Annotated in this window: 21 protein-coding genes and 1 tRNA gene; 17 read left to right on the top strand and 5 right to left on the bottom strand. The window is 63.0% G+C overall.

The window, feature by feature from the left end:
• Window positions 1–67 precede the first annotated feature (67 nt).
• From NTU39_RS03325 to NTU39_RS03315, 3 genes are all read right to left on the bottom strand, one after another.
• A complete protein-coding gene (locus tag NTU39_RS03325; protein WP_257959187.1) occupies window positions 68–682 on the bottom strand; it encodes a LysE family translocator in 615 nt (204 codons plus the stop codon).
• A 59-nt stretch (window positions 683–741) separates the two neighbouring features.
• Entirely contained in the window at window positions 742–1,293 is a 552-nt protein-coding gene (locus NTU39_RS03320) for an adenine phosphoribosyltransferase (protein ID WP_084009576.1), read from the bottom strand.
• A 124-nt stretch (window positions 1,294–1,417) separates the two neighbouring features.
• On the bottom strand, window positions 1,418–3,400 hold the full coding sequence (locus tag NTU39_RS03315) for a monovalent cation:proton antiporter family protein (RefSeq protein WP_150665347.1): 1,983 nt from the start codon (window positions 3,398–3,400) through the stop codon (window positions 1,418–1,420).
• Between the two features lie 216 nt (window positions 3,401–3,616).
• Here NTU39_RS03315 and NTU39_RS03310 point away from each other — a divergent pair, with 216 nt between their 5' ends.
• The 11 genes from NTU39_RS03310 to rapZ all read left to right on the top strand — a co-directional run bounded on the left by NTU39_RS03310 (window position 3,617) and on the right by rapZ (window position 12,778).
• Window positions 3,617–4,597 carry a KpsF/GutQ family sugar-phosphate isomerase gene (locus tag NTU39_RS03310; protein ID WP_039395525.1) on the top strand — a complete coding sequence of 327 codons (981 nt, stop codon included), beginning with the start codon at window positions 3,617–3,619 and terminating at the stop codon, window positions 4,595–4,597.
• A 107-nt stretch (window positions 4,598–4,704) separates the two neighbouring features.
• A complete protein-coding gene (locus NTU39_RS03305; RefSeq protein WP_246184674.1) occupies window positions 4,705–5,190 on the top strand; it encodes a KdsC family phosphatase in 486 nt (161 codons plus the stop codon).
• Window positions 5,191–5,214: 24 nt separating this feature from the next.
• Entirely contained in the window at window positions 5,215–5,901 is a 687-nt protein-coding gene (lptC, locus tag NTU39_RS03300) for an LPS export ABC transporter periplasmic protein LptC (protein ID WP_150665345.1), read from the top strand.
• A complete protein-coding gene (gene lptA, locus NTU39_RS03295; protein ID WP_257959186.1) occupies window positions 5,898–6,596 on the top strand; it encodes a lipopolysaccharide transport periplasmic protein LptA in 699 nt (232 codons plus the stop codon). Before lptC ends, lptA begins: the two co-directional genes overlap by 4 nt.
• Window positions 6,597–6,621: 25 nt before the next feature.
• Window positions 6,622–7,392 (top strand): LPS export ABC transporter ATP-binding protein, encoded by a 771-nt coding sequence (lptB, locus tag NTU39_RS03290; RefSeq protein ID WP_150665584.1) that lies wholly within the window; start codon window positions 6,622–6,624, stop codon window positions 7,390–7,392.
• 93 nt (window positions 7,393–7,485) lie between these two features.
• Window positions 7,486–8,976, top strand: a complete 1,491-nt coding sequence (locus NTU39_RS03285; RefSeq protein ID WP_150665343.1) for an RNA polymerase factor sigma-54 — start codon at window positions 7,486–7,488, stop codon at window positions 8,974–8,976.
• Window positions 8,977–9,117: 141 nt separating this feature from the next.
• Window positions 9,118–9,474, top strand: a complete 357-nt coding sequence (hpf, locus tag NTU39_RS03280; RefSeq protein ID WP_039395515.1) for a ribosome hibernation-promoting factor, HPF/YfiA family — start codon at window positions 9,118–9,120, stop codon at window positions 9,472–9,474.
• Window positions 9,475–9,709: 235 nt separating this feature from the next.
• Window positions 9,710–10,165, top strand: coding sequence for a PTS IIA-like nitrogen regulatory protein PtsN (gene ptsN, locus NTU39_RS03275; RefSeq protein WP_150575389.1), 456 nt, complete (start codon window positions 9,710–9,712; stop codon window positions 10,163–10,165).
• 90 nt (window positions 10,166–10,255) lie between these two features.
• Window positions 10,256–11,221: an HPr(Ser) kinase/phosphatase gene (gene hprK / locus NTU39_RS03270; protein WP_039395509.1), complete on the top strand. Its 966-nt coding sequence runs from the start codon at window positions 10,256–10,258 to the stop codon at window positions 11,219–11,221.
• 184 nt (window positions 11,222–11,405) lie between these two features.
• A complete protein-coding gene (locus tag NTU39_RS03265) occupies window positions 11,406–11,738 on the top strand; it encodes a PsiF family protein (protein WP_150661073.1) in 333 nt (110 codons plus the stop codon).
• A gap of 167 nt (window positions 11,739–11,905) precedes the next feature.
• Entirely contained in the window at window positions 11,906–12,778 is an 873-nt protein-coding gene (rapZ, locus tag NTU39_RS03260; protein WP_150665342.1) for an RNase adapter RapZ, read from the top strand.
• A 16-nt stretch (window positions 12,779–12,794) separates the two neighbouring features.
• Here rapZ and mutY read toward each other — a convergent pair whose 3' ends face one another.
• Together mutY and mutM are read right to left on the bottom strand one after the other, a co-directional pair.
• Window positions 12,795–13,961, bottom strand: coding sequence for an A/G-specific adenine glycosylase (gene mutY / locus NTU39_RS03255; RefSeq protein ID WP_150665341.1), 1,167 nt, complete (start codon window positions 13,959–13,961; stop codon window positions 12,795–12,797).
• 24 nt (window positions 13,962–13,985) lie between these two features.
• On the bottom strand, window positions 13,986–14,816 hold the full coding sequence (gene mutM, locus NTU39_RS03250) for a bifunctional DNA-formamidopyrimidine glycosylase/DNA-(apurinic or apyrimidinic site) lyase (protein ID WP_150665340.1): 831 nt from the start codon (window positions 14,814–14,816) through the stop codon (window positions 13,986–13,988).
• A 79-nt stretch (window positions 14,817–14,895) separates the two neighbouring features.
• Here mutM and NTU39_RS03245 point away from each other — a divergent pair, with 79 nt between their 5' ends.
• The 6 genes from NTU39_RS03245 (at window position 14,896) to NTU39_RS03220 (ending at window position 20,322) form a co-directional block, all read left to right on the top strand.
• On the top strand, window positions 14,896–16,830 hold the full coding sequence (locus NTU39_RS03245) for a tetratricopeptide repeat protein (RefSeq protein WP_150665339.1): 1,935 nt from the start codon (window positions 14,896–14,898) through the stop codon (window positions 16,828–16,830).
• Window positions 16,831–16,853: 23 nt separating this feature from the next.
• Window positions 16,854–17,498, top strand: a complete 645-nt coding sequence (locus tag NTU39_RS03240) for an outer membrane lipoprotein LolB (RefSeq protein ID WP_257959185.1) — start codon at window positions 16,854–16,856, stop codon at window positions 17,496–17,498.
• 52 nt (window positions 17,499–17,550) lie between these two features.
• Window positions 17,551–18,420, top strand: a complete 870-nt coding sequence (gene ispE, locus NTU39_RS03235) for a 4-(cytidine 5'-diphospho)-2-C-methyl-D-erythritol kinase (RefSeq protein ID WP_150665337.1) — start codon at window positions 17,551–17,553, stop codon at window positions 18,418–18,420.
• Between the two features lie 54 nt (window positions 18,421–18,474).
• A tRNA-Gln gene (locus NTU39_RS03230) sits at window positions 18,475–18,551 on the top strand.
• A 50-nt stretch (window positions 18,552–18,601) separates the two neighbouring features.
• Window positions 18,602–19,549, top strand: coding sequence for a ribose-phosphate pyrophosphokinase (locus NTU39_RS03225; protein WP_039395490.1), 948 nt, complete (start codon window positions 18,602–18,604; stop codon window positions 19,547–19,549).
• 155 nt (window positions 19,550–19,704) lie between these two features.
• Window positions 19,705–20,322, top strand: a complete 618-nt coding sequence (locus tag NTU39_RS03220; RefSeq protein ID WP_150575381.1) for a 50S ribosomal protein L25/general stress protein Ctc — start codon at window positions 19,705–19,707, stop codon at window positions 20,320–20,322.
• Window positions 20,323–20,409 lie beyond the last annotated feature (87 nt).

The following is a 20,409-nucleotide window of genomic DNA, read 5'->3' as shown; positions in this document are numbered from 1 at the left end:
GCAATATCAGTTGGACTACGAATGACGGGACGACGTCCGCGAAAACGGGAACGTCACGTGTCGTGCATTACCCCTGTAACGCGACACGCAATCCCAGACCGATGAAGATCGCGCCGGCCACGCGGTCGAGCCAGCGCCCCGCCCCCGGACGACGCTTGAGCCACGTCCCCAGCACGCCCGCGAACCAGCCGTAGACGCTGAACACGACGATGGTCTGCGCCATGAACACGAGGCCGAGCAGCACCATCTGCCAGCCCGGATGAGCGGCGTCGGCGCTCACGAATTGCGGCAGGAATACGAGGAAGAACAGCGTGACCTTCGGGTTGAGCATGTTCGCGAACACGCTCTGACGGAAGACGGCACCGAGCGACTGCGGCTCAGTGTCGTTCGCCAGCGTCAGTGCACCGCGCGCGCGCAGCGCCTTGATGCCGATCCAGATGAGATAGGCCGCACCGAGCAGCTTGATCGTCTCGAACGCCCACGGCGACGAGCGCAGCACGGCCGCGAGGCCCACTGCGGCAATCGTCGTGTGGAAAAGGCAGCCGAAGGTGAAACCGGCCGCAGCGGCCAGTCCCGCGCGGCGGCCCTGCGCAATACCGCGCGCGATGACCTGCATGTTGTCGGGCCCGGGCGCAAGCGTGATAGCCACCGAGGTCAGCAGGAACAGCCAGAGATTGGGCATCGGTGCGTCCGGGTCGGAAGGTCAGAAATTGTTCGGTGCGCGCAGTGCGCTCAGTACGCTTAGTGCCCTTCGAACGAGCACAGCAGGAAGAGATCCAGCCCGGCATCGCGAATCAGCTTCGATCCGCCCAGCTCCGGCAGGTCGACGATGGCCGCCCCCTCGATGACCGTCGCGCCGAGGCGCTCCAGCAACTTCTTACCGGCAAGCATCGTGCCGCCCGTGGCCACCAGATCGTCGATCAGCAGCACGCGGTCGCCGGGACCGCAGGCGTCGGCGTGAATCTCTACGGTCGCGCTGCCGTATTCCAGCTCGTACTCTTCGGCGACCGTCTGATAGGGCAGCTTGCCCTTCTTGCGAATGGGGATGAATCCGATGTTCAGCTCGTACGCGAGGATCGAGCCGAGAATGAAGCCACGCGCATCGAGACCCGCAATATAGTCGGGGCGTTGCGCCATGTAGCGATGTACGAACACATCGATGAGCACCCGCAAGGTGCGCGGGTTCTTGAGCAACGGGGTGATGTCGCGGAACTGCACGCCGGGTGCGGGCCAGTCCGGCACGGTGCGGATCTGGCTTTTGATATAGGCGGCAGGGGACTCGTCGATCTGCACGGGGATCCTTCTTTCGGTACTGATAGGGAACACGCCACATTATGCCAAAAAGGCCCGGCCTCCCTGTGACGGTCCGACTTTCCGCCCGATTTGGCGTCCCGGGTCGGCGTCCCGGGTTGCCGCCCTAATCGTGTCCCAGCAACCGCGTCTCCGCTGCCACTAGCTTGTCGGGCAGGCCGCGCAACACCACGATGTCTTCGGCCATCAGACGCGTCTCCGCCACCGGCTCCACGCCGCGAATGCCATGGCGGCGGATCGCCGTCACCGTCACCCCGAGTTTGTCCAGCCGAAGCTCGCCGAGCGTGCGGCCGACGGCCGCCGCGTTGAGCGTGAGGGGCACCGATTGCAGGCGCACCTGCTCGCGCTCGCCGCCTTCGTCTTCGTCGTCCAGCCCGTGAAAGTAGCCGCGCAGCAGGCTGTAGCGCTCGTTACGCGCCTGCGCCACCCGACGCAACACCCGGCGCATCGGCACGCCCATGAGCACCAGCGCGTGCGAGGCGAGCATCAGGCTCCCCTCCACGATTTCCGGAACGACTTCGGTGGCCCCGGCGGCGATGAGGTCGTCGATATGCGTATCGTCGACCGTGCGAACAACCACGGGCAGCGTCGGCTCCAATGCCTGCACCTGCGCGAGCACCTTGAGCGCCGCCGGCGTGCTGTCGTACGTCACCACAATCCCCGCCGCCCGGTGAATCCCCGCCGCGACGAGCGCTTCGCGCCGGGCCGCGTCGCCGAACACTACGGTCTCGCCGGAACTGGCGGCCTCCATCACGCGGTCGGGGTCGAGGTCGAGCGCCACGTAGCCGATCCCCTCCTGCTCCAGCATGCGCGCCAGGTTCTGACCGCATCGGCCGTAACCGCAGATGATCACGTGCCCCGACGTCTTGATGCTCTGCGTCGCAATCTTCGTCATCTGCAACGACTGCATCATCCATTCGTTGGCGACGAAGCGCAGCGCAATGCGGTCGGCGTTGATGATGAGGAACGGCGCGCACAGCATCGAGAGCAACATCCCGGCGAGTACCGCCTGCGACAGCGACGGGTCGAGCAGACTCCGGTCGATCACAAGATTGAGCAGCACGAAGCCGAATTCGCCCGCCTGCGCCAGCCCCAGCCCGGTGCGGATTGCCGTGCCCGGCGGGCTGCCGAACAGACGCGCCAGCCCTGCGATGAGCGTGAATTTGACGATCAGCGGACCGATGAAGAACAACAGCACGAGCAACGGCTGCTTGAGTACGATGCCCGGATTGAGCAGCATGCCGGTCGTGATGAAGAACAGGCCGAGCAGCACGTCGCGAAACGGCTTGATGTCGTCTTCCACCTGATGGCGAAACGGCGTCTCGGCAATCAGCATGCCCGCAATGAACGCGCCCAACGCCATCGACAGCCCGAGATGCTCGGTGATGTAGGCCAGCCCCAGCGTGAGCAACAGCAGGTTGAGCATGAAGAGCTCTTGCGAGCGACGCGCGGCCACGATGTGGAACCAGCGTCCAACGAGTTTTTGCCCAATCCAGAGGAGCAACGCCAGTGCGCCGGTGATCTTGAGCGCCGCCAGCGAGAGGGCGAGCACCAGCGCCTTCGAGTTGCCGCCGAGCGCGGAGATCACGATCAGCAACGGCACCACGGCCAGATCCTGGAACAGCAGCACGCCCATGATGTTGCGGCCGTGCTCCGTCTCCAGTTCAAGCCGCTCGGCGAGCATCTTGGTGACGATGGCCGTCGAGGACATGGCGAGCGCGCCGCCCAGCGCCACCGAGGCCTGCCATGAGAACGACCAGAACAGGTTGACGAGTGCGCCCAGTCCGACGGCGACGAGCAACGTCCCGAGAACCTGTGAAACGCCGAGTCCGAGCACCACTCTTCTCATGCTCTTTAGCTTGGGCAATGAGAATTCGATGCCGATGGAGAACATCAGGAAGACGACGCCGAACTCCGCGAGGTATTGCACACGCTGCGAATCGGCGGCCAGCCCCAGCGCATGCGGGCCGATGACGATGCCCACGCTGAGATAGCCCAGCATCGGCGGCAGATGGAGCATGCGAAACAGCACCACCCCGACGCAGGCGGCAAATAACAATACGAGAGTGAGTTCGAGCGGCGATGCCATCAGCTAGGGTCGGTTTCCTGAGTGAATCCGGGTGAGCGGGGTGCGTTGTCTTGCCAATGTCATGCAAGGGCCGTGCCAGCGTACGTCCGGACGGCGGCCACGGGAGAGGAAACCGGACCGGTTCGGGCGATGTCCCGAATGGCGCTGGGCGGGGCGCAGGGCCAGACGTGGCGCGGCTGTCCTTCGACGCCACGTCCGTTTTGATATACTCCGCGCATGATAGCGAAAATCAATCCAGGCCGGGCACTAGAGGTCGCCCGGGAGGTGTTGCGCACTGAAGCCGACGCCATCGAACGCGTGTCCGCGCACCTCGACGACAGCTTCTTCGAAGCGGTCTCGCTGCTGCTTGCCTGCCGTGGGCGCGTCGTCGTCACCGGGATGGGCAAGTCCGGCCACATCGGCCGCAAACTCGCTGCCACGTTCGCCAGCACCGGCACTCCCGCATTCTTCGTTCACCCCGCAGAAGCCAGCCACGGCGATTTGGGCATGATCACGGCCGACGACGTCGTCGTCGCCCTGTCCAACTCCGGCGAAACGGGTGAGCTCGTCAGCATCCTGCCGATGATCAAGCGCATTGGCGCGAAGCTCATCGCCATGACCGGCAACGCCGCATCGAGCCTTGGCCGTCTGTCCGACGTGCATCTCGACGCGCACGTCGAGAAAGAAGCCTGCCCGCTGGGCCTCGCGCCCACCGCCAGCACCACAGCCGCCCTCGCCCTCGGCGACGCGCTCGCCGTCACGCTGCTCGACGCACGCGGCTTCGGCGCGGAAGACTTCGCCCGCTCGCATCCGGGTGGCGCGCTGGGCCGTCGGTTGCTGACCTTCGTGCGCGATGTCATGCGCACCGGCGACGCCGTGCCGCGCGTGCGCTCCGACGCCAATCTCTCCGACGCCCTGATCGAGATGACCGCCAAGGGTCTCGGCATGACCGCCATCGTGGATGCCGACGATCGCGTCGTCGGTATCTTCACGGACGGCGACTTGCGTCGTTTGTTCAAGCGTACACTCGATTTCACCTCGTTGAAGCTGGCCGACGTCATGAAGGCCGATCCGCGCACCATCGATCCGGACAAGCTCGCCGCAGAAGCCGCCGAACTGATGGAACGCTTCGGCATCATGCAGTTGCTCGTGACGGAAAACGGCCGCCTTGTCGGCGCCCTGAACGTCCACGACCTGTTCGCCGCCAAGGTCGTGTGAGTTTTCTGCCAATGAGTCAAACGAGTCAACCGAATCCCGCCAATACTTCGGGCATCGCTCAGTTCGATGTCGCCGCTGCCACGCAACGCGCGGCGCGTCTGCGCGTCATGGTGTTCGACGTCGACGGCGTGCTGACCGATGGCGGCCTGCGCTACGGCCCGACAGGCGAAGTCATCAAGACCTTCGACTCGCTCGACGGTCACGGCCTGAAGTTGCTCAGCGAAGCCGGCATCGTCACCGCCATCATCACGGGACGCCAGTCGGATATCGTCGCCAAACGCGCCGCGGATCTACGTGTCGCACACGTCTATCAGGGCGTGCACGACAAGCGCGCCGCGTTTGAAGACCTGTGCGCCAAAGTGGGCGTGACGGCCGACGTCTGCGGACATATCGGCGACGACTGGCCCGACCTGCCCGTGCTCACGCGTGTAGGCTTCGCCGCCTGCCCGGCCAATGCGCATGTCGAAGTGAAGGCACGCTGTCACTGGATCGCGAGTACGCGCGGCGGCGAAGGGGCTGCACGCGAGTTGTGCGACTTCATCTTGCGCGCGCAGGGGCGTTACGACGCCCTGCTCGCCGAAGCCATCGCCTGACGCGCCGGGAGAGTCGATCCACTCATGGCCATCCAACGCGTCTCGCCCGCTTCGCTGATCGCGATTGCCGTCCTGGCAAGCCTTGCCGCCGGCACGTACTGGCTCGTTCAGCGCACGCTGCCGTCCGACGCCGACCGCGCGCCGTACGTGAAGCAGCACATCCCCGATTACTACGCCGACGACATGGTGATTTCCATGCTCGCGCCCAACGGGGTGACGCAGTACCGCGTCAACGCCGTCCACATGACGCACTTCGAAGACGACCAGACCACGGCCATGACGATGCCCGCCGTGCGCGCCTTCACGCCGGATCAGCCCGAAGTCACCGCCACGAGCAAGCGTGGCACGCTCAACGCCGATATGTCGATCGTCGATCTGTACGACGACGCGGTCGTGGTGCGTCAGCCGGGGCCGCGCGATCCCGAAATGCGTGCGCTGTCCGAGCACTTCCAGGTGCTCGTGAACGAAGACATCGTGCGCACCGAGAAGCCGGTGCAGCTGTTCCGCGGGTCGTCCGTGATGTATGGCGACGGCATGATTTTCAATAACATCTCGCGCGCCGTACAATTGCTCGGCAATGTTCACGGCACGATCCAGCCGGCGGAACTGGGCGCCAAGCGCCCGCCGCCGTCAGGCCAGTCCACACTGCCTGTTAAGCCGACCGCTCCGCGCGCGCCATCTCAGACTCCACAGGGCCCCAAGACCCCATGACCGATCGCCTTTCACTGCGACCCGCCACTGTATCGCTGCGTGCGCTTCGCGCGCTGGCCGCCGCCTTCGCCGTTCTTGGCGCACTGGCTGCACCGCTGGCCCACGCCGAACGCGCCGACCGCGACAAGCCGCTCAATATCGAGTCGGACCACATGAGCTATGACGACCTCAAGCAGGTCAACATCTTCACCGGCAACGTGACGATGACCAAGGGGACGATTCTCCTGAAGGCCGATCGCGTCGAAGTGACTCAGGATCCGGAGGGCTATCAGTACGCCACCGCTTACTACAAGCCGGGCGGCCCGCTCGCCTACATGCGTCAGAAACGCGACGGCATGGATGAGTACATCGACGGCTGGGGCCAGACCATCTATTACAACGGCAAGACCGAAGTCGCGACGCTCACCACGCAGGCCACGCTCAAGCGCCTGGCCGGTGGCACCAAGGTGCTCGACGAGATTCACGGCAGCGTGATCACGTACGACACCTACAATGAGGTCTACACCGCCAACAGCGGCGCCGATCAGGTCAACCCCAACAATCCGAACGGTCGCGTGCGCGCCACGCTCGCACCGCGCAACGCCACGGGCGCGCAGGCGCAGGCACCGGGCGCTGCCAGCAAGCCGGCCACCGCGCCCAAGGGCGACCTGCCGCCGCTGTCGCCTTCCAAGAACATCGGGAATCCGCGTGAGTAATTCTGCCAATAGCAACGCCTCGACCATCAACCCGGGCAACGCCCCGGTGGGCAAGCCCAGCGCGCTCGTCGTGCGCTCGCTCAAGAAGCAGTACGGCGCGCGTACCGTCGTCAAGGACGTGTCGCTCGACGTGAAGAGCGGCGAGGTCGTGGGTCTGCTTGGCCCGAACGGCGCGGGCAAGACAACCTCGTTCTACATGATCGTGGGACTGGTGCCTGCCGACGATGGCGAAATCCAGCTCGACGGCAACCTCATCAGCGAACTGCCGATCCACGAGCGCGCCCGCATGGGCGTCTCGTATCTGCCGCAGGAAGCGTCGGTGTTCCGCAAGCTCACGGTCGAAGACAACATTCGCGCCGTGCTCGAATTGCAGGTCGATGCACAGGGCAAACCCCTCAAGCGCGACGAAATCGAACGCCGCATCGAAGCCCTGCTCGACGAGCTTCAAGTGGGCCATCTGCGCGAAAATCCGGCGATGTCGCTCTCGGGTGGCGAGCGTCGTCGCGTGGAAATCGCACGCGCCCTGGCCACACAGCCGCGTTTTATTTTGCTCGACGAACCGTTCGCGGGCGTCGACCCGATCGCCGTGCTGGAAATTCAGCGGATCGTGCGCTTTCTCAAGGACCGAGGCATCGGTGTCCTGATTACCGACCACAACGTGCGCGAGACGCTGGGTATCTGCGATCACGCGTACATCATCAGCGAAGGCTCGGTGCTCGCCGCCGGCACGCCTGACCAGATCGTTGCCGACGAAAGCGTGCGTCGCGTCTATCTGGGCGAAAATTTCCGGATGTAAAGCAGATTTTTCGCATGTAAACCCTGCCTCCGATAGGAGTCAGGGACGGTTCCGTTGGCGTGACAAAGCCTCTACAATGAAGGCGAGACCGCTATGAAACCGACTCTTCAACTCCGCACCTCGCAGCACCTGACCCTCACGCCGCAGTTGCAGCAATCGATCCGGTTGTTGCAACTGTCGACGCTCGAACTCCAACAGGAAGTCGAGCACGCGCTCACCCAGAACCCGATGCTCGAACGCGAGGACGATTGGCTCGCCGGTTCGGTACGTGTGGGCACAGACGGGTCGCTGCGCAACGAGCGGAGTTCGTCGTCCAGCAGTTCGAACGACAACGGCCACGAGTCCGCCAACGGCCACGACGAAGCGCGCGAACTCGATGGCGAGGCCCGCTTCGACGACAACGCGTCGGACAATGGCAGCGACTGGAGCCTGAACGACTTCGCCCGCTCCGGCAGCGCATCGGACGACGACGACAATGCGCGTCCGCAACTGCATGTCGACCACCCCAATCTCCGCGAACATCTGCTGGCCCAGCTGCGCCTGACCAAGGCGAGTCCGCGCGACCGCGCGCTGGTGGAATTCCTGATCGAATCGCTGGACGAAGACGGCTACCTCGGTAGCCTGCTCGACGAGATTCAGGCCGAAATGCCCGAAGAGCTGGCGCTCGAAACGGAAGAAATCAACGCGGCGCTGGCGCTGCTGCAAAGCTTCGATCCGGCGGGCGTGGGTGCCCGCAGTCCGGCCGAGTGCCTGCGTCTACAGCTCCAGCGACTACCCGCAAGCGGTGTGCGCACCCTGTCGCTGCGCATCGTCACCGATCACCTGGAACTGCTGGCCGCGCGCGATTACACGCGTCTGCGCCGCCTGCTGGGTGTCGGCGAAGACGGTCTGCGCGCCGCGCATCAGCTGATTCGCTCGCTGGACCCCTTCCCGGGCTCGGCTTACGGCTCGCCTCAGGCCGACTACGTCGTGCCGGACGTGCTGGTACGCAAGCAAGGGAGCGGCTGGACGGCGGAGCTGAATCCGGAAGTGATGCCGCGTCTGCGCATCAACGAGATGTATGCGCGCATTCTCCGAAATAACCGGAACGATCCGGGAACCGGCAACCTCCAACAGCAGTTGCAGGAAGCGCGCTGGCTGATCAAGAACATCCAGCAACGCTTCGACACGATCCTGCGGGTGGCGCAGGCGATTGTCGAGCGTCAAAAGAACTTCTTCACGCATGGCGAAATCGGCATGCGGCCCTTGGTTTTACGCGAGATTGCTGATACGCTGGGTTTACATGAATCCACGATTTCACGGGTGACGACGAGTAAGTACATGCTCACTCCATTTGGAACCTTCGAGCTTAAGTACTTCTTCGGATCACACGTGGCAACGGAAGCCGGAGGCGCTGCGTCATCGACCGCCATCCGCGCACTCATCAAGCAACTCATAGGAGCTGAAGACCCGCAGAGCCCCCTTTCCGATAGCCGTATCGCGGAACTGCTGGCAGAGCAAGGTTTTGTGGTGGCGCGGCGCACTGTCGCGAAGTACCGCGAGGCCATGCGAATCCCCGCAGTGAACTTGCGCAAATCTTTGTAGGACAGTCCTGGTGCGCCATGTTGGCCGCTGGGGCATAACGCCGCAGTGCGACATTGCGTCACGTCAATGGCTCGCACCCTCGCTAGCCAGCGTCAACGTTGACGCGGCCTGCACTTCGGCATTTCAGCAAGGAGAGCAGCTATGAATCTGAAGATCAGTGGACACCATCTCGAACTCACGCCTTCGCTGCGCGAATTTGTCGTCAACAAGCTTAACCGCGTGTTGAATCATTTCGACCAGCTAATCGGCGCCGAGGTGATCCTCTCTGTCGACAAGACCAAGGAGAAGAGCGGACGCCAGATCGCGAGCGTCACGGTGTTTCTCAAGGGCAAAGAAATTTTCGTCGAGAAGTGTGACGAGAATATGTATGCCGCCATCGACAAGCTGATCGACATGCTCGACCGCAAGGTAATGCAGTACAAGGACAAGGTTCAGGATCACGGTCGCGAGGCCATCAAGCACCACGAACTTCCTCCTGAGGCGGAACCGCTGCAATAGCATCTTCAGGCGTGGTAATCGCATTGGCTGATACCGACGAAAACCCGCAAGGAACCACCCGAGCGCATATCCGTCTGTTGTAAGTCTGGCATCACCCACCGCGGGGCCGTTGAACGGCCCCTTTTGTATGGTTCGCCCCACTTCCGTGACTTGCCGCGAGCGCGGCGGCGAGTGGTCTATAATGCGAGGTCAATCGGGGGTTGGAGGGCGACTAAGCGTTCGCCCGCATTACAAGATGAACCGTTTAGCCAAACTCATACTCGAGTCCAACATCCTGCTTGGACTGTCCGTTACCAGCAAGAAGCGCCTGTTCGAACAGGTCGGCCTCCTCTTCGAGAACAATGCCGGGCTTTCTCGCGCTGTGGTAACCGACAATCTCTTCGCCCGTGAGCGTCTCGGCTCGACGGGTCTTGGAGAAGGCGTGGCGATTCCGCATGGACGCATTAAAGGCCTGAAGGTCCCAGCCGCCGCGTTCATCCGCCTGGAAGAGGCCATTCCGTTCGAAGCGCCCGACGGTCAGCCGGTTTCCCTCCTGTTTGTGTTGCTCGTGCCCGAGCAGGCGACGCAGCAGCACCTCGAAATCCTGTCCGAAATTGCCCAGTTGCTCTCGGACCCCGAGATGCGCAGTATCCTGATCAACGCGCCTAGCGCCAAAGATGTCCACACCGCGCTGACGAACTGGAAGCCCTGAGTCGTCCCGAGTCGTCTGCGCACCGGTACGAATCGCCGCGAACACACACGAATTCCGTAGCTCCCACACCCAACCGAACGAGGCGACGCGGTGGAACTGACCGGCATCAACGCGCAAAGCATTTTCGACGACAACGCCGCGACGTTGCGTCTGTCGTGGCTCACGGGCCATGAAGGTTGGGAGCGCGGCTTTACGCCGGAGAGCGTGGCTACGGCCACCTCCAGCGCCGACCTCGTGGGCCACCTGAACCTCATCCACCCGAACCGGATTCAGGTGCTCGGCGAAGCGGAGCTACGCTACTACCAGCGTCTTACGGACGAAAACCGCAAGCGTCACATGGGTGAAGTCATCGCGCTGGAACCGCCGTTCCTCGTGGTGGCAGACGGCCTTGAAGCGCCGCCCGATCTGGTGCTGCGCTGTACACGCTCCTCCACCCCGCTGTTCACCACGCCGCTGTCGACGGCCTCCGTCATCGACAGCCTGCGTCTGTACATTTCTCGCGTTTTCGCGCCGCGTTGCACGATGCACGGCGTTTTCATCGACATTCTGGGCATGGGCGTGCTGCTCACCGGCGACTCCGGTCTCGGCAAAAGCGAACTCGGTCTGGAACTGATCAGCCGTGGACACGGCCTGGTGGCGGACGATGCGGTCGATTTCGTGCGTCTCGGGCCGGATTTCGTCGAAGGCCGCTGCCCGCCGCTGCTGCAAAACCTGCTGGAAGTGCGCGGTCTCGGTCTGCTCGACATCAAGACCATCTTCGGTGAGACGGCTGTGCGCCGGAAGATGAAGCTCAAGCTGATCGTGCAACTGGTGCGCCGTCCCGATGGCGAATTCCAGCGCCTGCCGCTCGAAGCGCAGACGGTCGACGTGCTGGGCCTGCCGATCAACAAGGTGATTCTGCAAGTGGCCGCCGGGCGAAACCTCGCCGTGCTGGTCGAAGCGGCCGTGCGAAACACGATTCTGCAACTGCGCGGGATCGATACGCTCAAGGACTTCATGGAGCGTCAGCGCCAGGCCATGCAGGACCCGGACGGCATGCAGGGCAAATTGCTCTGAGCGTTCGCGATTCGGCGGCCCGAATCCACCGAGTCCGCCGAATCCGCCGAAACCTTCCGGGTATACCGCTATTTTTGCGTTTTTCTGTCAACGCCGCGCGATTGCGGCGCGTTTTCTAACATGTTGTAATCGCAACGCGGTTCATCCCCGTGCCCGCGCGTCACGACCTTTTGGAGAGACGATCATGAAAAAAGCACTCGCTGCACTGCTTCTGGTATCCCCGCTGCTCGCATCGCCCGTGTTCGCTCAAACGGCCGCCGCCCCGGCATCTGCCCCCAAAGCGACCAACGCCCAACAAGACAAGATGAAGGCTTGCAACTCGCAAGCGACCGGCAAGAAGGGTGACGACCGCAAGGCCTTCATGAAGCAGTGTCTGTCCGCTGGCGGGGCCGCACCGGCCGCCAAGCAGACGCAGCAGGAAAAGATGAAGACCTGCAATACGCAAGCGAGCGGCAAGAAGGGCGACGATCGCAAGGCGTTCATGAAGCAGTGCCTGTCGAACGCTCCGGCGGCCTAAGTTTTACGCCTGACGAGCCTGACGGCGCCCCATGCGGGCGCCGTTTTCGCTTGCAGAACGGGGATTCTCGAAAACGCAGCGAAAACGGTAGAAACTCCCTAGTTTTTGCCTACGCGACACCCGTACGACACAATCGCTTACCATGATGGTTGTATTCGGGAAATGTCATGAAGATCGTACTGATTACCGGCGTCTCCGGTTCGGGCAAATCGCTCGCCCTGAACGTCCTCGAGGATGCGGGTTACTACTGCGTCGACAATCTGCCGTCGCGCTTTTTGCCTGAACTCGCCGTCTACCTCGGAACACAACACTACACGCGCCTCGCGGTCGCCATCGACGCGCGCAGCGGCGGCTCGCTCGCCGATCTGCCGCCGATCATTGGCGGCCTGCGCCGTTTCGGCCATGACGTTCGTGTGCTGTTCCTCAATGCGACCACGCAAACGCTGGTGCAGCGCTTCTCGGAGACGCGCCGCCGTCACCCGCTTTCCGCAACTGGCGACGACACGCTCTCGGCCACCGGCTCGCTTGTCGAAGCCATCGAGAAAGAGCGTGAGATGCTCAGCAGCGTCACCGAGCTGGGTCATCAGATCGACACCAGCAATCTGCGCGCGAGTGCACTGCGCCGCTGGATTCGCGAATTCGTGCAACACGATCAGACCGGCCTCACGCTGATGTTCGAATCGTTCGGATTCAAACATGGCGTGCCGCTCGACGCCGACCTTGTCTTCGATGTCCGCTCGCTGCCCAATCCGTATTACGACGTGCAATTGCGCCCGCTGACCGGGCGCGATCAACCCGTGATCGATTTCCTGTCCGCCATTCCCGAAGTGGACGAGATGATCAACGACATCGGCGCCTATCTGCAAAAGTGGTTGCCGAGCTATATGCGCGACAACCGCAGCTATCTGACGGTCGCCATCGGATGTACGGGCGGGCAGCATCGCTCCGTGTTTATCTCCGAGACGCTCGGCGCGCGCTTTCGCGACGAAGCGAGCGTGCTCGTGCGTCACCGCGAACTCGCCCCCATCGATACGAAGTGAAGGGTCGCCGGCTGGCTTACGCCGGCAGCGACAACTGACCGTCGTTCACACCGTGCAGCGACAGCGCGTCGGCGATCTTGCGAATCGGTGACGGCAACCCGGCGGCCGCGACCCCCTCCCCATCCAGCCATGAACGGTTGGCATCGTCGATCGATGTTGCCGCTGTCGCTGATGATGCGCACAGCGTCACCATCCACGGTCGCAAATGCAATTTGAAGTGCGTGAAGACGTGCGTGAGACCGTGCAGCGGCATGAGCGACTGCACCGCGCCGACCTTCGCGCCAAGTGCCGCCGCATGCCCCGTCAGACGCTCGCGCAGTAACGCGTCGTCGGCGTCGCGTGCGTCGGTCGGCGGCGTGAGTTCCGGCAGGCTCCACAGACCACCCCAGATACCGCTGTCGGGACGTCGCTCGAACAACACGCGATCGCCTGCGCGGATGACCAGCACGTCGACATAGCGCTCCGGCTGCGCCTTTTTCGGCTTGGAGGTCGGCAACGTCCGCTCGCGCCCCGTCGCATGCGCGACGCAATCGCTGTCGAACGGACACTCGCCGCAGCGTGGCTTGCCGCGGGCGCACAGCGTCGCGCCGAGGTCCATCATCCCTTGCGTGTAGGCTGGCAAATCGCTTTGCGGCAACAGCGATTCCGCCAGCGTCCACATCTCTCGCTCGATCTTCGGCGTGCCCGGGAAGCCTTCGATACCGAACACGCGCGCGAGCACCCGTTTGACGTTGCCGTCGAGGATGGCGGCGTGCGCGTCGTAGGCAAATGCGGCAATCGCCGCCGCAGTGGACCGGCCAATGCCTGGCAGCGTGGCGAGCGTTTCAGGGTCTGATGGGAAACGTCCGCCGTGGGTCTCTACGACGACCTGCGCGCAACGATGCAGGTTGCGCGCACGCGAGTAGTAGCCAAGACCGCTCCACAGCGCCATCACATCGTCTTGCGGTGCGCTGGCCAGTGCGGCGACGTCGGGGAAGCGCTCGAGAAAGCGGCCGTAATACGGGATCACCGTGGCGACCTGCGTCTGCTGAAGCATGATCTCGGACAGCCAGATGCGGTAGGCGTCGCGCGTGTTCTGCCACGGCAGATCGTGACGGCCGTGTTCGGCCTGCCAGGCGATCAGACGCTGCGCGAAGGTGTCCGCAAGCGTACCGACGGCGATGTCGTTGGGGGCGTCTTTCATGGGGTTTTCGGGAGAAGCTTTAATTTATTTCTGGCATTTCGGACAGAAGAACGTGGAGCGCTGTCCCTGCACGATCTGCCGGATCGTCGTGCCACACACGCGACACGGCTGGCCCGCGCGATCGTAGACGAAATACTCCTGCTGGAAATAGCCGCTCTGACCGTCGCTGCCGACGAAGTCTCGCAACGTGCTGCCGCCCTTCTCGATCGCAGCGGCGAGCACCGTCTTGACGGCTTGCGCAAGCTTCTCGGCACGCGGGCGCGACAGCTTGCCCGCTGCCATGCGTGGATGAATGCCTGCACGGAACAGGCTCTCCGAGGCGTAGATATTGCCCACCCCCACGACGATGCTGCCCGCGAGCAGTGCCTGTTTGATGGAGACGGTGCGTCCGCGCGTGCCCGCGTAAAGCCAAGCGCCGTCGAAGTCGTCGGTCAGTGGCTCGACGCCAAGACTTGCAAGCAGCGGATGCAGCAGCACATCGCCCGACGCGCGCGGATGGAAGAGGACTGCCCCAAAGCGGCGCGGGTCGCGATAACGCAGCGCGCAACGCTCGAAGACGAGGTCGATATGGTCGTGAACGCCTGCGCTCGGCAGCGACTGCGGTTCCGGCATGACGCGCAACGTCCCGGTCATGCCCAGATGCACGAGCAACCAGCCGGGCGCGTATTCGAGCAGCAGGTACTTGCCGCGACGGGTGACGCCGATGAGCGTTTCGCCGCGCAGGAGGGCGTCGAGCCCATCGGGCACCGGCCAGCGCAACGACCCGTTACGCACGTCGATGCGCGCGATACGCGTGCCGGCTACGTGCGGCGCGATACCGCGGCGGGTGACTTCGACTTCTGGGAGTTCAGGCATGCCTGCGAACGTTTGCTGAGGATTTAGACTCTATTGTATCGGGCGCGCTACAATCGCTCGAAACCTGCCGTGGATCCCTATGCCGAACACCCGATTCCAGTCCATTCCCGCCGCTGACCGTACTGCGGAAACCGTGGCACCCGTGGTTTTGCGCCTGCGCGGCGCCCTGGCTCGCGGGGCCTGGGCCGGAGCCACGGCGCTTGGCGTGACCTGCGCCAGCGCAATCATGGCATTCCTGCCATCTTCGAACGCCTTCGCCCAATCCGGACCGGCGGCGCAGACCGCACCCAAGGCACCTGCCGCGCCCGCCAAGGCCAGCGCACCGGGTGCCGCGAGCGGTGCTTCCACCGATGTCGACAGCGAAGACGTCGCACCGAATGCGAACGTCCCGCGTGAGAAGCTGCCGAATGTTGCGCTTAGCAGCGAGATCGTCTTCGAAGTGATGGCCGCCGAACTGAGCCTGCAACAAGGCAATCTGGCCCCCGCTTTCAATACCTACGTCGCCCTCGCTAACCGCACGAAGGATCCGCGCATGGCGCGCCGCGCGGTTGAGATCGCACTCGGCGCACGCCAGCTCGGCGACGCGCTGATTGCCGCCAAGCTGTGGCATCAGCTCGATCCGTCGTGGCGTCCGGCGACCCAACTGCTGGCCAGCCTCGAAGTCGGCACCGGCCATCTGGCCGAGGCCGAACCGCTGCTGGTCGACGAACTGAACAAGGTGCCCGAAGCGCGTCGCGGCCAGGCCATCCTCGAATTGCAGCAGATGATCGCCCGCAGTCCGGAGCGCGCCACCGGCATCGACTCGCTCAAGCGCATGCTGGCGAACGACATGCAGCGTCCGGAAGCGCAACTGGCCATCGCCCGTTCGCAGCTCGACGCAGGCGACACCGCCGGCGCACGCACGTCGCTCGAAACTGCGCTCAAGCTCAAGCCCGATTACGAAGCCGCAGCCCTGCTCTACGGCCAGATGGGTCCGGCGGAGCGCACCGGCGCGATCGCCAGCCTGAAGTCGTTCCTCGATCGGAATCCGAACGCCAAGGAAGCTCGCTTCGCCTACGCCAAGTTGCTGCTCGCCGACAATCAGCTCGACGCGGCGCAAAAGCAATTCGAAACGTTGGAAAAGCGTTACCCGCATGAACTGTCGACGCTGATGGCGCTCGCGCTGCTGAACCTGCACGCCAACCATCCGGAACAGGCCGAGCAGTATTTGCAGAAGTACGCGACGGAAGCCGAGCAGCAGAACACCGACGGCGCGCAGGCATACGTCTACCTCGCGCAGATCGCACAGGACCGCAAGGACTACCCGGCCGCCGACAAGTGGCTCTCGAAGATTCGCGAAGACAGCAACGCCTATCTGCCGGCGCAAATCGGCCGCGCGCAGTTGCTGGCGGATCAGGGCAAGCTCGAGGAAGGCCGTGCGCTGTTGCATGGCATCAAGTCGAGCGAGCCGCGTGAGCAACTTGCACTCAAACGTGCCGAATCGGATCTGCTGGTCAAATCCAAGCGTTACGACGATGCGGAGAAGTTGCTCGCCGTCGAAGTCAAAAACCATCCGGACGATGCCGACCTGCTCTATCAGTACGGCATGGTGGCCGAACTGAACAAGCACTATGACGTGATGGAAAAGGCGATGCGTCGCGTGATGGCATCGCAGCCGGATAACGCGCAGGCGTACAACGCGTTGGGCTACTCGCTCACGGAACGCAATACGCGACTGCCGGAAGCGCTCAAGCTGCTGCAAAAAGCGTCGTCGCTCTCGCCGGAAGATCCGTACATCATGGACAGCCTCGGCTGGGTGAAGTACCGCCTTGGCGACAAGTCGCAGGCGCTCGAACTGCTGCGCCGTGCGTACGGCATTCAGGCGCAGGCGGAAATCGGCGCGCATCTGGGCGAAGTGCTGTGGGAGTCGGGTCAGCAAGACGAAGCGCGCAAGACCTGGCGCGAAGCGCTCAAGCTCGATGGCGACGACGACACGCTGCGCTCGACGATGAAGCGTTACAACGTCGCGCCGTAATGACCGTAATGACGTTAGTGCGTATGGTCGAGAAGTCTCTATTCGCGTCGCGCCCGGTGACACGCCGTGCCGACGCATCGAAGTTCGTTCGTGCGGCCGCCCTCGTGGTGGCCTGCGCGGCGAGCGTCATCGCAACAGGATGTGCCAGCCTCGCACCGCCAACACCCGTCGAGCCGACTGCGGGCACCACCGTCGAACACTACCGCGGCCGCTTCTCGGTGCGTTACGAGCAGAATGGCGAAGCACGCAATACGTACGGCAATTTCGACTGGCAGCAGAACGGCGAGAACGCCACCGTCCAATTGCTCGACCCGCTGGGTCAGACGCAAGCGATCGTGCGCGAGAATCCGCGAAGTGCCTCGTTGGAACTGCCGGGCAAAGCACCGCTCACCGGGCCTCGTCTCGAAGATGTGATGCACGATGCGCTCGGCTTCGCGTTGCCTGTGGGCGGCCTGCGTTACTGGCTACGCATGCAGGGTGCGCCGGGGTCGCAGGCGAGCATCGAACGCGATCCGCAAACGCAGCGCCCCACCCATCTGACGCAGGATGGCTGGACCATCGACTATCAGGCATATTTCGACGGCACACCGTTGCGCGTCAAACGTGTCGATCTGTCGCGCGATCTCGACGGCTCTCCGCTCGCCGTGCGACTCGTGATCGACGAATAAGCCTGCGCCCCGCTCCCCCACCCATTCACCGTCTTCCGTTTTTTGCCTCGCCATGTACGAAATCCTGCGTGACTGCCCGGCCCCGGCCAAGCTGAACCTGTTCCTGCACATCGTCGGGCAACGGCCTAACGGGTATCACGAACTGCAAACCGTCTTTCAACTGATCGACTGGGCCGACACGCTGCATTTCGAGCGCCGCGACGACGGGCAGATCGTTCACACGAATCCGCTGCCCGGCGTGCCGCCGGAGACCGATCTGACGGTGCGCGCCGCGCGCCTGCTGCAAGAACACTGCGGCGTGCGTTTCGGCGTGGATATCGGCATCGAGAAGCGCTTGCCGGCCGGTGGTGGCATTGGTGGCGGCAGTTCCGACGCCGCGACGACGTTGCTCGCGCTCAACCGCATGTGGCAACTCGATCTTCCGCGCGAAACCCTCCAGACATTGGCCCTGAAACTCGGTGCAGACGTGCCGTTTTTCGTTTTCGGCCGCAATGCCTTCGCAGAGGGCCTTGGCGAAGAGCTGCACGCCGTGGATTTACCGCAGCGCCACTTCCTCGTGGTGAACCCGCGCGTACACGTCGCAACCAACAAAATATTTACGGATCCCCTGTTGACAAGGGATACGAAGATCGTCACAATGGCGTTCTTTCTTGAGCACGCCAACAAAAACGTGTTCGAAACGGATGAAATTTTCCGTAACGACATGCAGGCGGTTGTCACTCGAGAATACGCGGAAGTCGCTGCTGTGATTGACTGGTTCAGAACCTTCACCACTGCACGTATGACGGGATCCGGCGCTAGCGTGTTTGGCGTATTCGACACGAAAGCAGATGCGGAAGCGGCATGCAAGCGATTGCCAGAGCGCTGGATGGGTCAAGTGACCACTAGCCTGGCCGAACATCCAATGTTCGCCTTCGCGTAAAAGGGTTTTACTTTGTTGCGTTTCCTACGACGCAGCGAAGGCATCGGTTAGTGTAGGGGAGTCGCCAAGTTGGTTAAGGCACCGGATTTTGATTCCGGCATACGAGGGTTCGAGTCCTTCCTCCCCTGCCAATTTCTTCTGTCGTAAAGTCTCAGCATCCAAACGTCCCGCAGGTAGCCAGATGAGTAGTGATAACCTGATGGTATTCACCGGGAACGCCAATCCCGCCTTGGCCCAAGCGGTCGTCGATACTCTCGGTATCCCTCTCGGCAAAGCCATGGCCAGCCGGTTCTCGGATGGTGAGATTCAAGTCGAAATTCAGGAAAACGTGCGCGGCAAGGACGTCTTCGTCCTCCAGTCGACGTGCGCTCCGACCAACGACAATCTGATGGAACTGATGATCATGGTCGACGCGCTCAAGCGCGCTTCTGCCGGCCGGATCACCGCTGCCATCCCGTATTTCGGCTATGCCCGTCAGGATCGTCGCCCCCGCTCGGCGCGCGTGGCGATCTCGGCGAAGGTCGTAGCCAACATGCTGCAAATCGCAGGCGTCGAACGCATCATCACGATGGACCTGCACGCCGACCAGATTCAGGGCTTCTTCGATATCCCGGTCGACAACATCTACGCTTCGCCGCTGCTGCTGCAAGACGTGCGCGCGCAGAACCACGAAAACCTGCTGGTGGTGTCGCCCGACGTCGGCGGCGTGGTCCGTGCCCGTGCCCTCGCCAAGCAACTGCATTGCGATCTGGCCATCATCGACAAGCGTCGTCCGAAGGCCAACGTCGCTGAAGTGATGAACATCATCGGTGAGGTCGAAGGCCGTACCTGCGTCATCATGGATGACATGGTCGACACCGCCGGTACGCTGTGCAAGGCCGCACAAGTGCTGAAGGAACGTGGCGCGAAGAAGGTGTATGCCTACTGTACGCACCCGGTGCTTTCGGGCGGTGCCGCAGCGCGCATCAACGCCTCGGAGCTGGATGAAGTGGTCGTCACCGACACGATCCCGCTGCGCGACGACTCGAAGGGCGGCAAGATTCGCCAACTGAGCTGTGCGAACCTGCTGGCCGAGACGTTCTCGCGTATCCGTCGTGGCGACTCGGTGATGTCGCTGTTCGCGGAATAAGCGTTCGGTAAAATTTTGCGACGGCGCCTGTGTGGCGCCGTTGTTATGTCGGCGGGGAGCCTATCCCCGCCTTTGTCGTTCCTGAAACCCGTGTTTTTTGGCGGGAAATTCAGGAAGAAATCGCTGCCTGGTCGCGGGCAGTTCAAGGAGTTGTTATGAAAGTCGTCGCTTTTGAGCGTAATCTGCAAGGTACGGGTGCGAGCCGCCGCCTGCGCAATGCCGGTAAGACCGCAGGCATCGTGTACGGTGGTGAAGCTGCTCCGCAACTGATCGAACTCGATCACAACGCGCTGTGGCACGCCCTGCGTAAAGAAGCTTTTCACTCGTCGATTCTCGAGCTGGAAGTCGCCGGCAAGACCGAACAAGTGCTGCTGCGCGATGTGCAGTACCACCCGTTCAAGCAACTGGTTCTGCACGTTGACTTCCAACGTGTCGACGCGAACAAGCCGATCCACGTCAAGGTGCCCCTGCACTTCCTGGGCGCAGAAAACGCCCCGGCCGTGAAGCTGGCTTCGAACGTGATCAGCCACACGCTGAACGATCTGGACGTTAGCTGCCTGCCGGGCAAGCTGCCGGAATTCCTGGAAGTCGACCTGTCGACGCTGGAAGCTGGCAAGACGGTTCATGCCAAGGACGTCAAGCTGCCCGCCGGCGTGACGCTGACGCTGCACGTCGAGCAAGAAAACCCGGTGGTCGCACAAGCCGTGCAACCGGCTGGCGCTGCTGCTGACGAAGCTGCCGCTTCGGCCGAAGGCGAAACGCCGGCTGCCTAAGCCTCGTTCGCCAGCATTCAGCGGCGACGCTGGACGCAAGACCCGCCGCGATGTCATGTCCGGCGGGTTTTTTTATGGCGGTACGCA

The sequence above is a fragment of the Pandoraea commovens genome (genome assembly GCF_024704525.1).
In the GTDB taxonomy this organism is placed as follows: Bacteria; Pseudomonadota; Gammaproteobacteria; order Burkholderiales; family Burkholderiaceae; genus Pandoraea; species Pandoraea commovens.
The sequence above is the reverse complement of the archived record's forward strand: the minus strand, read 5'-3'. Positions and strand labels throughout refer to the sequence as shown.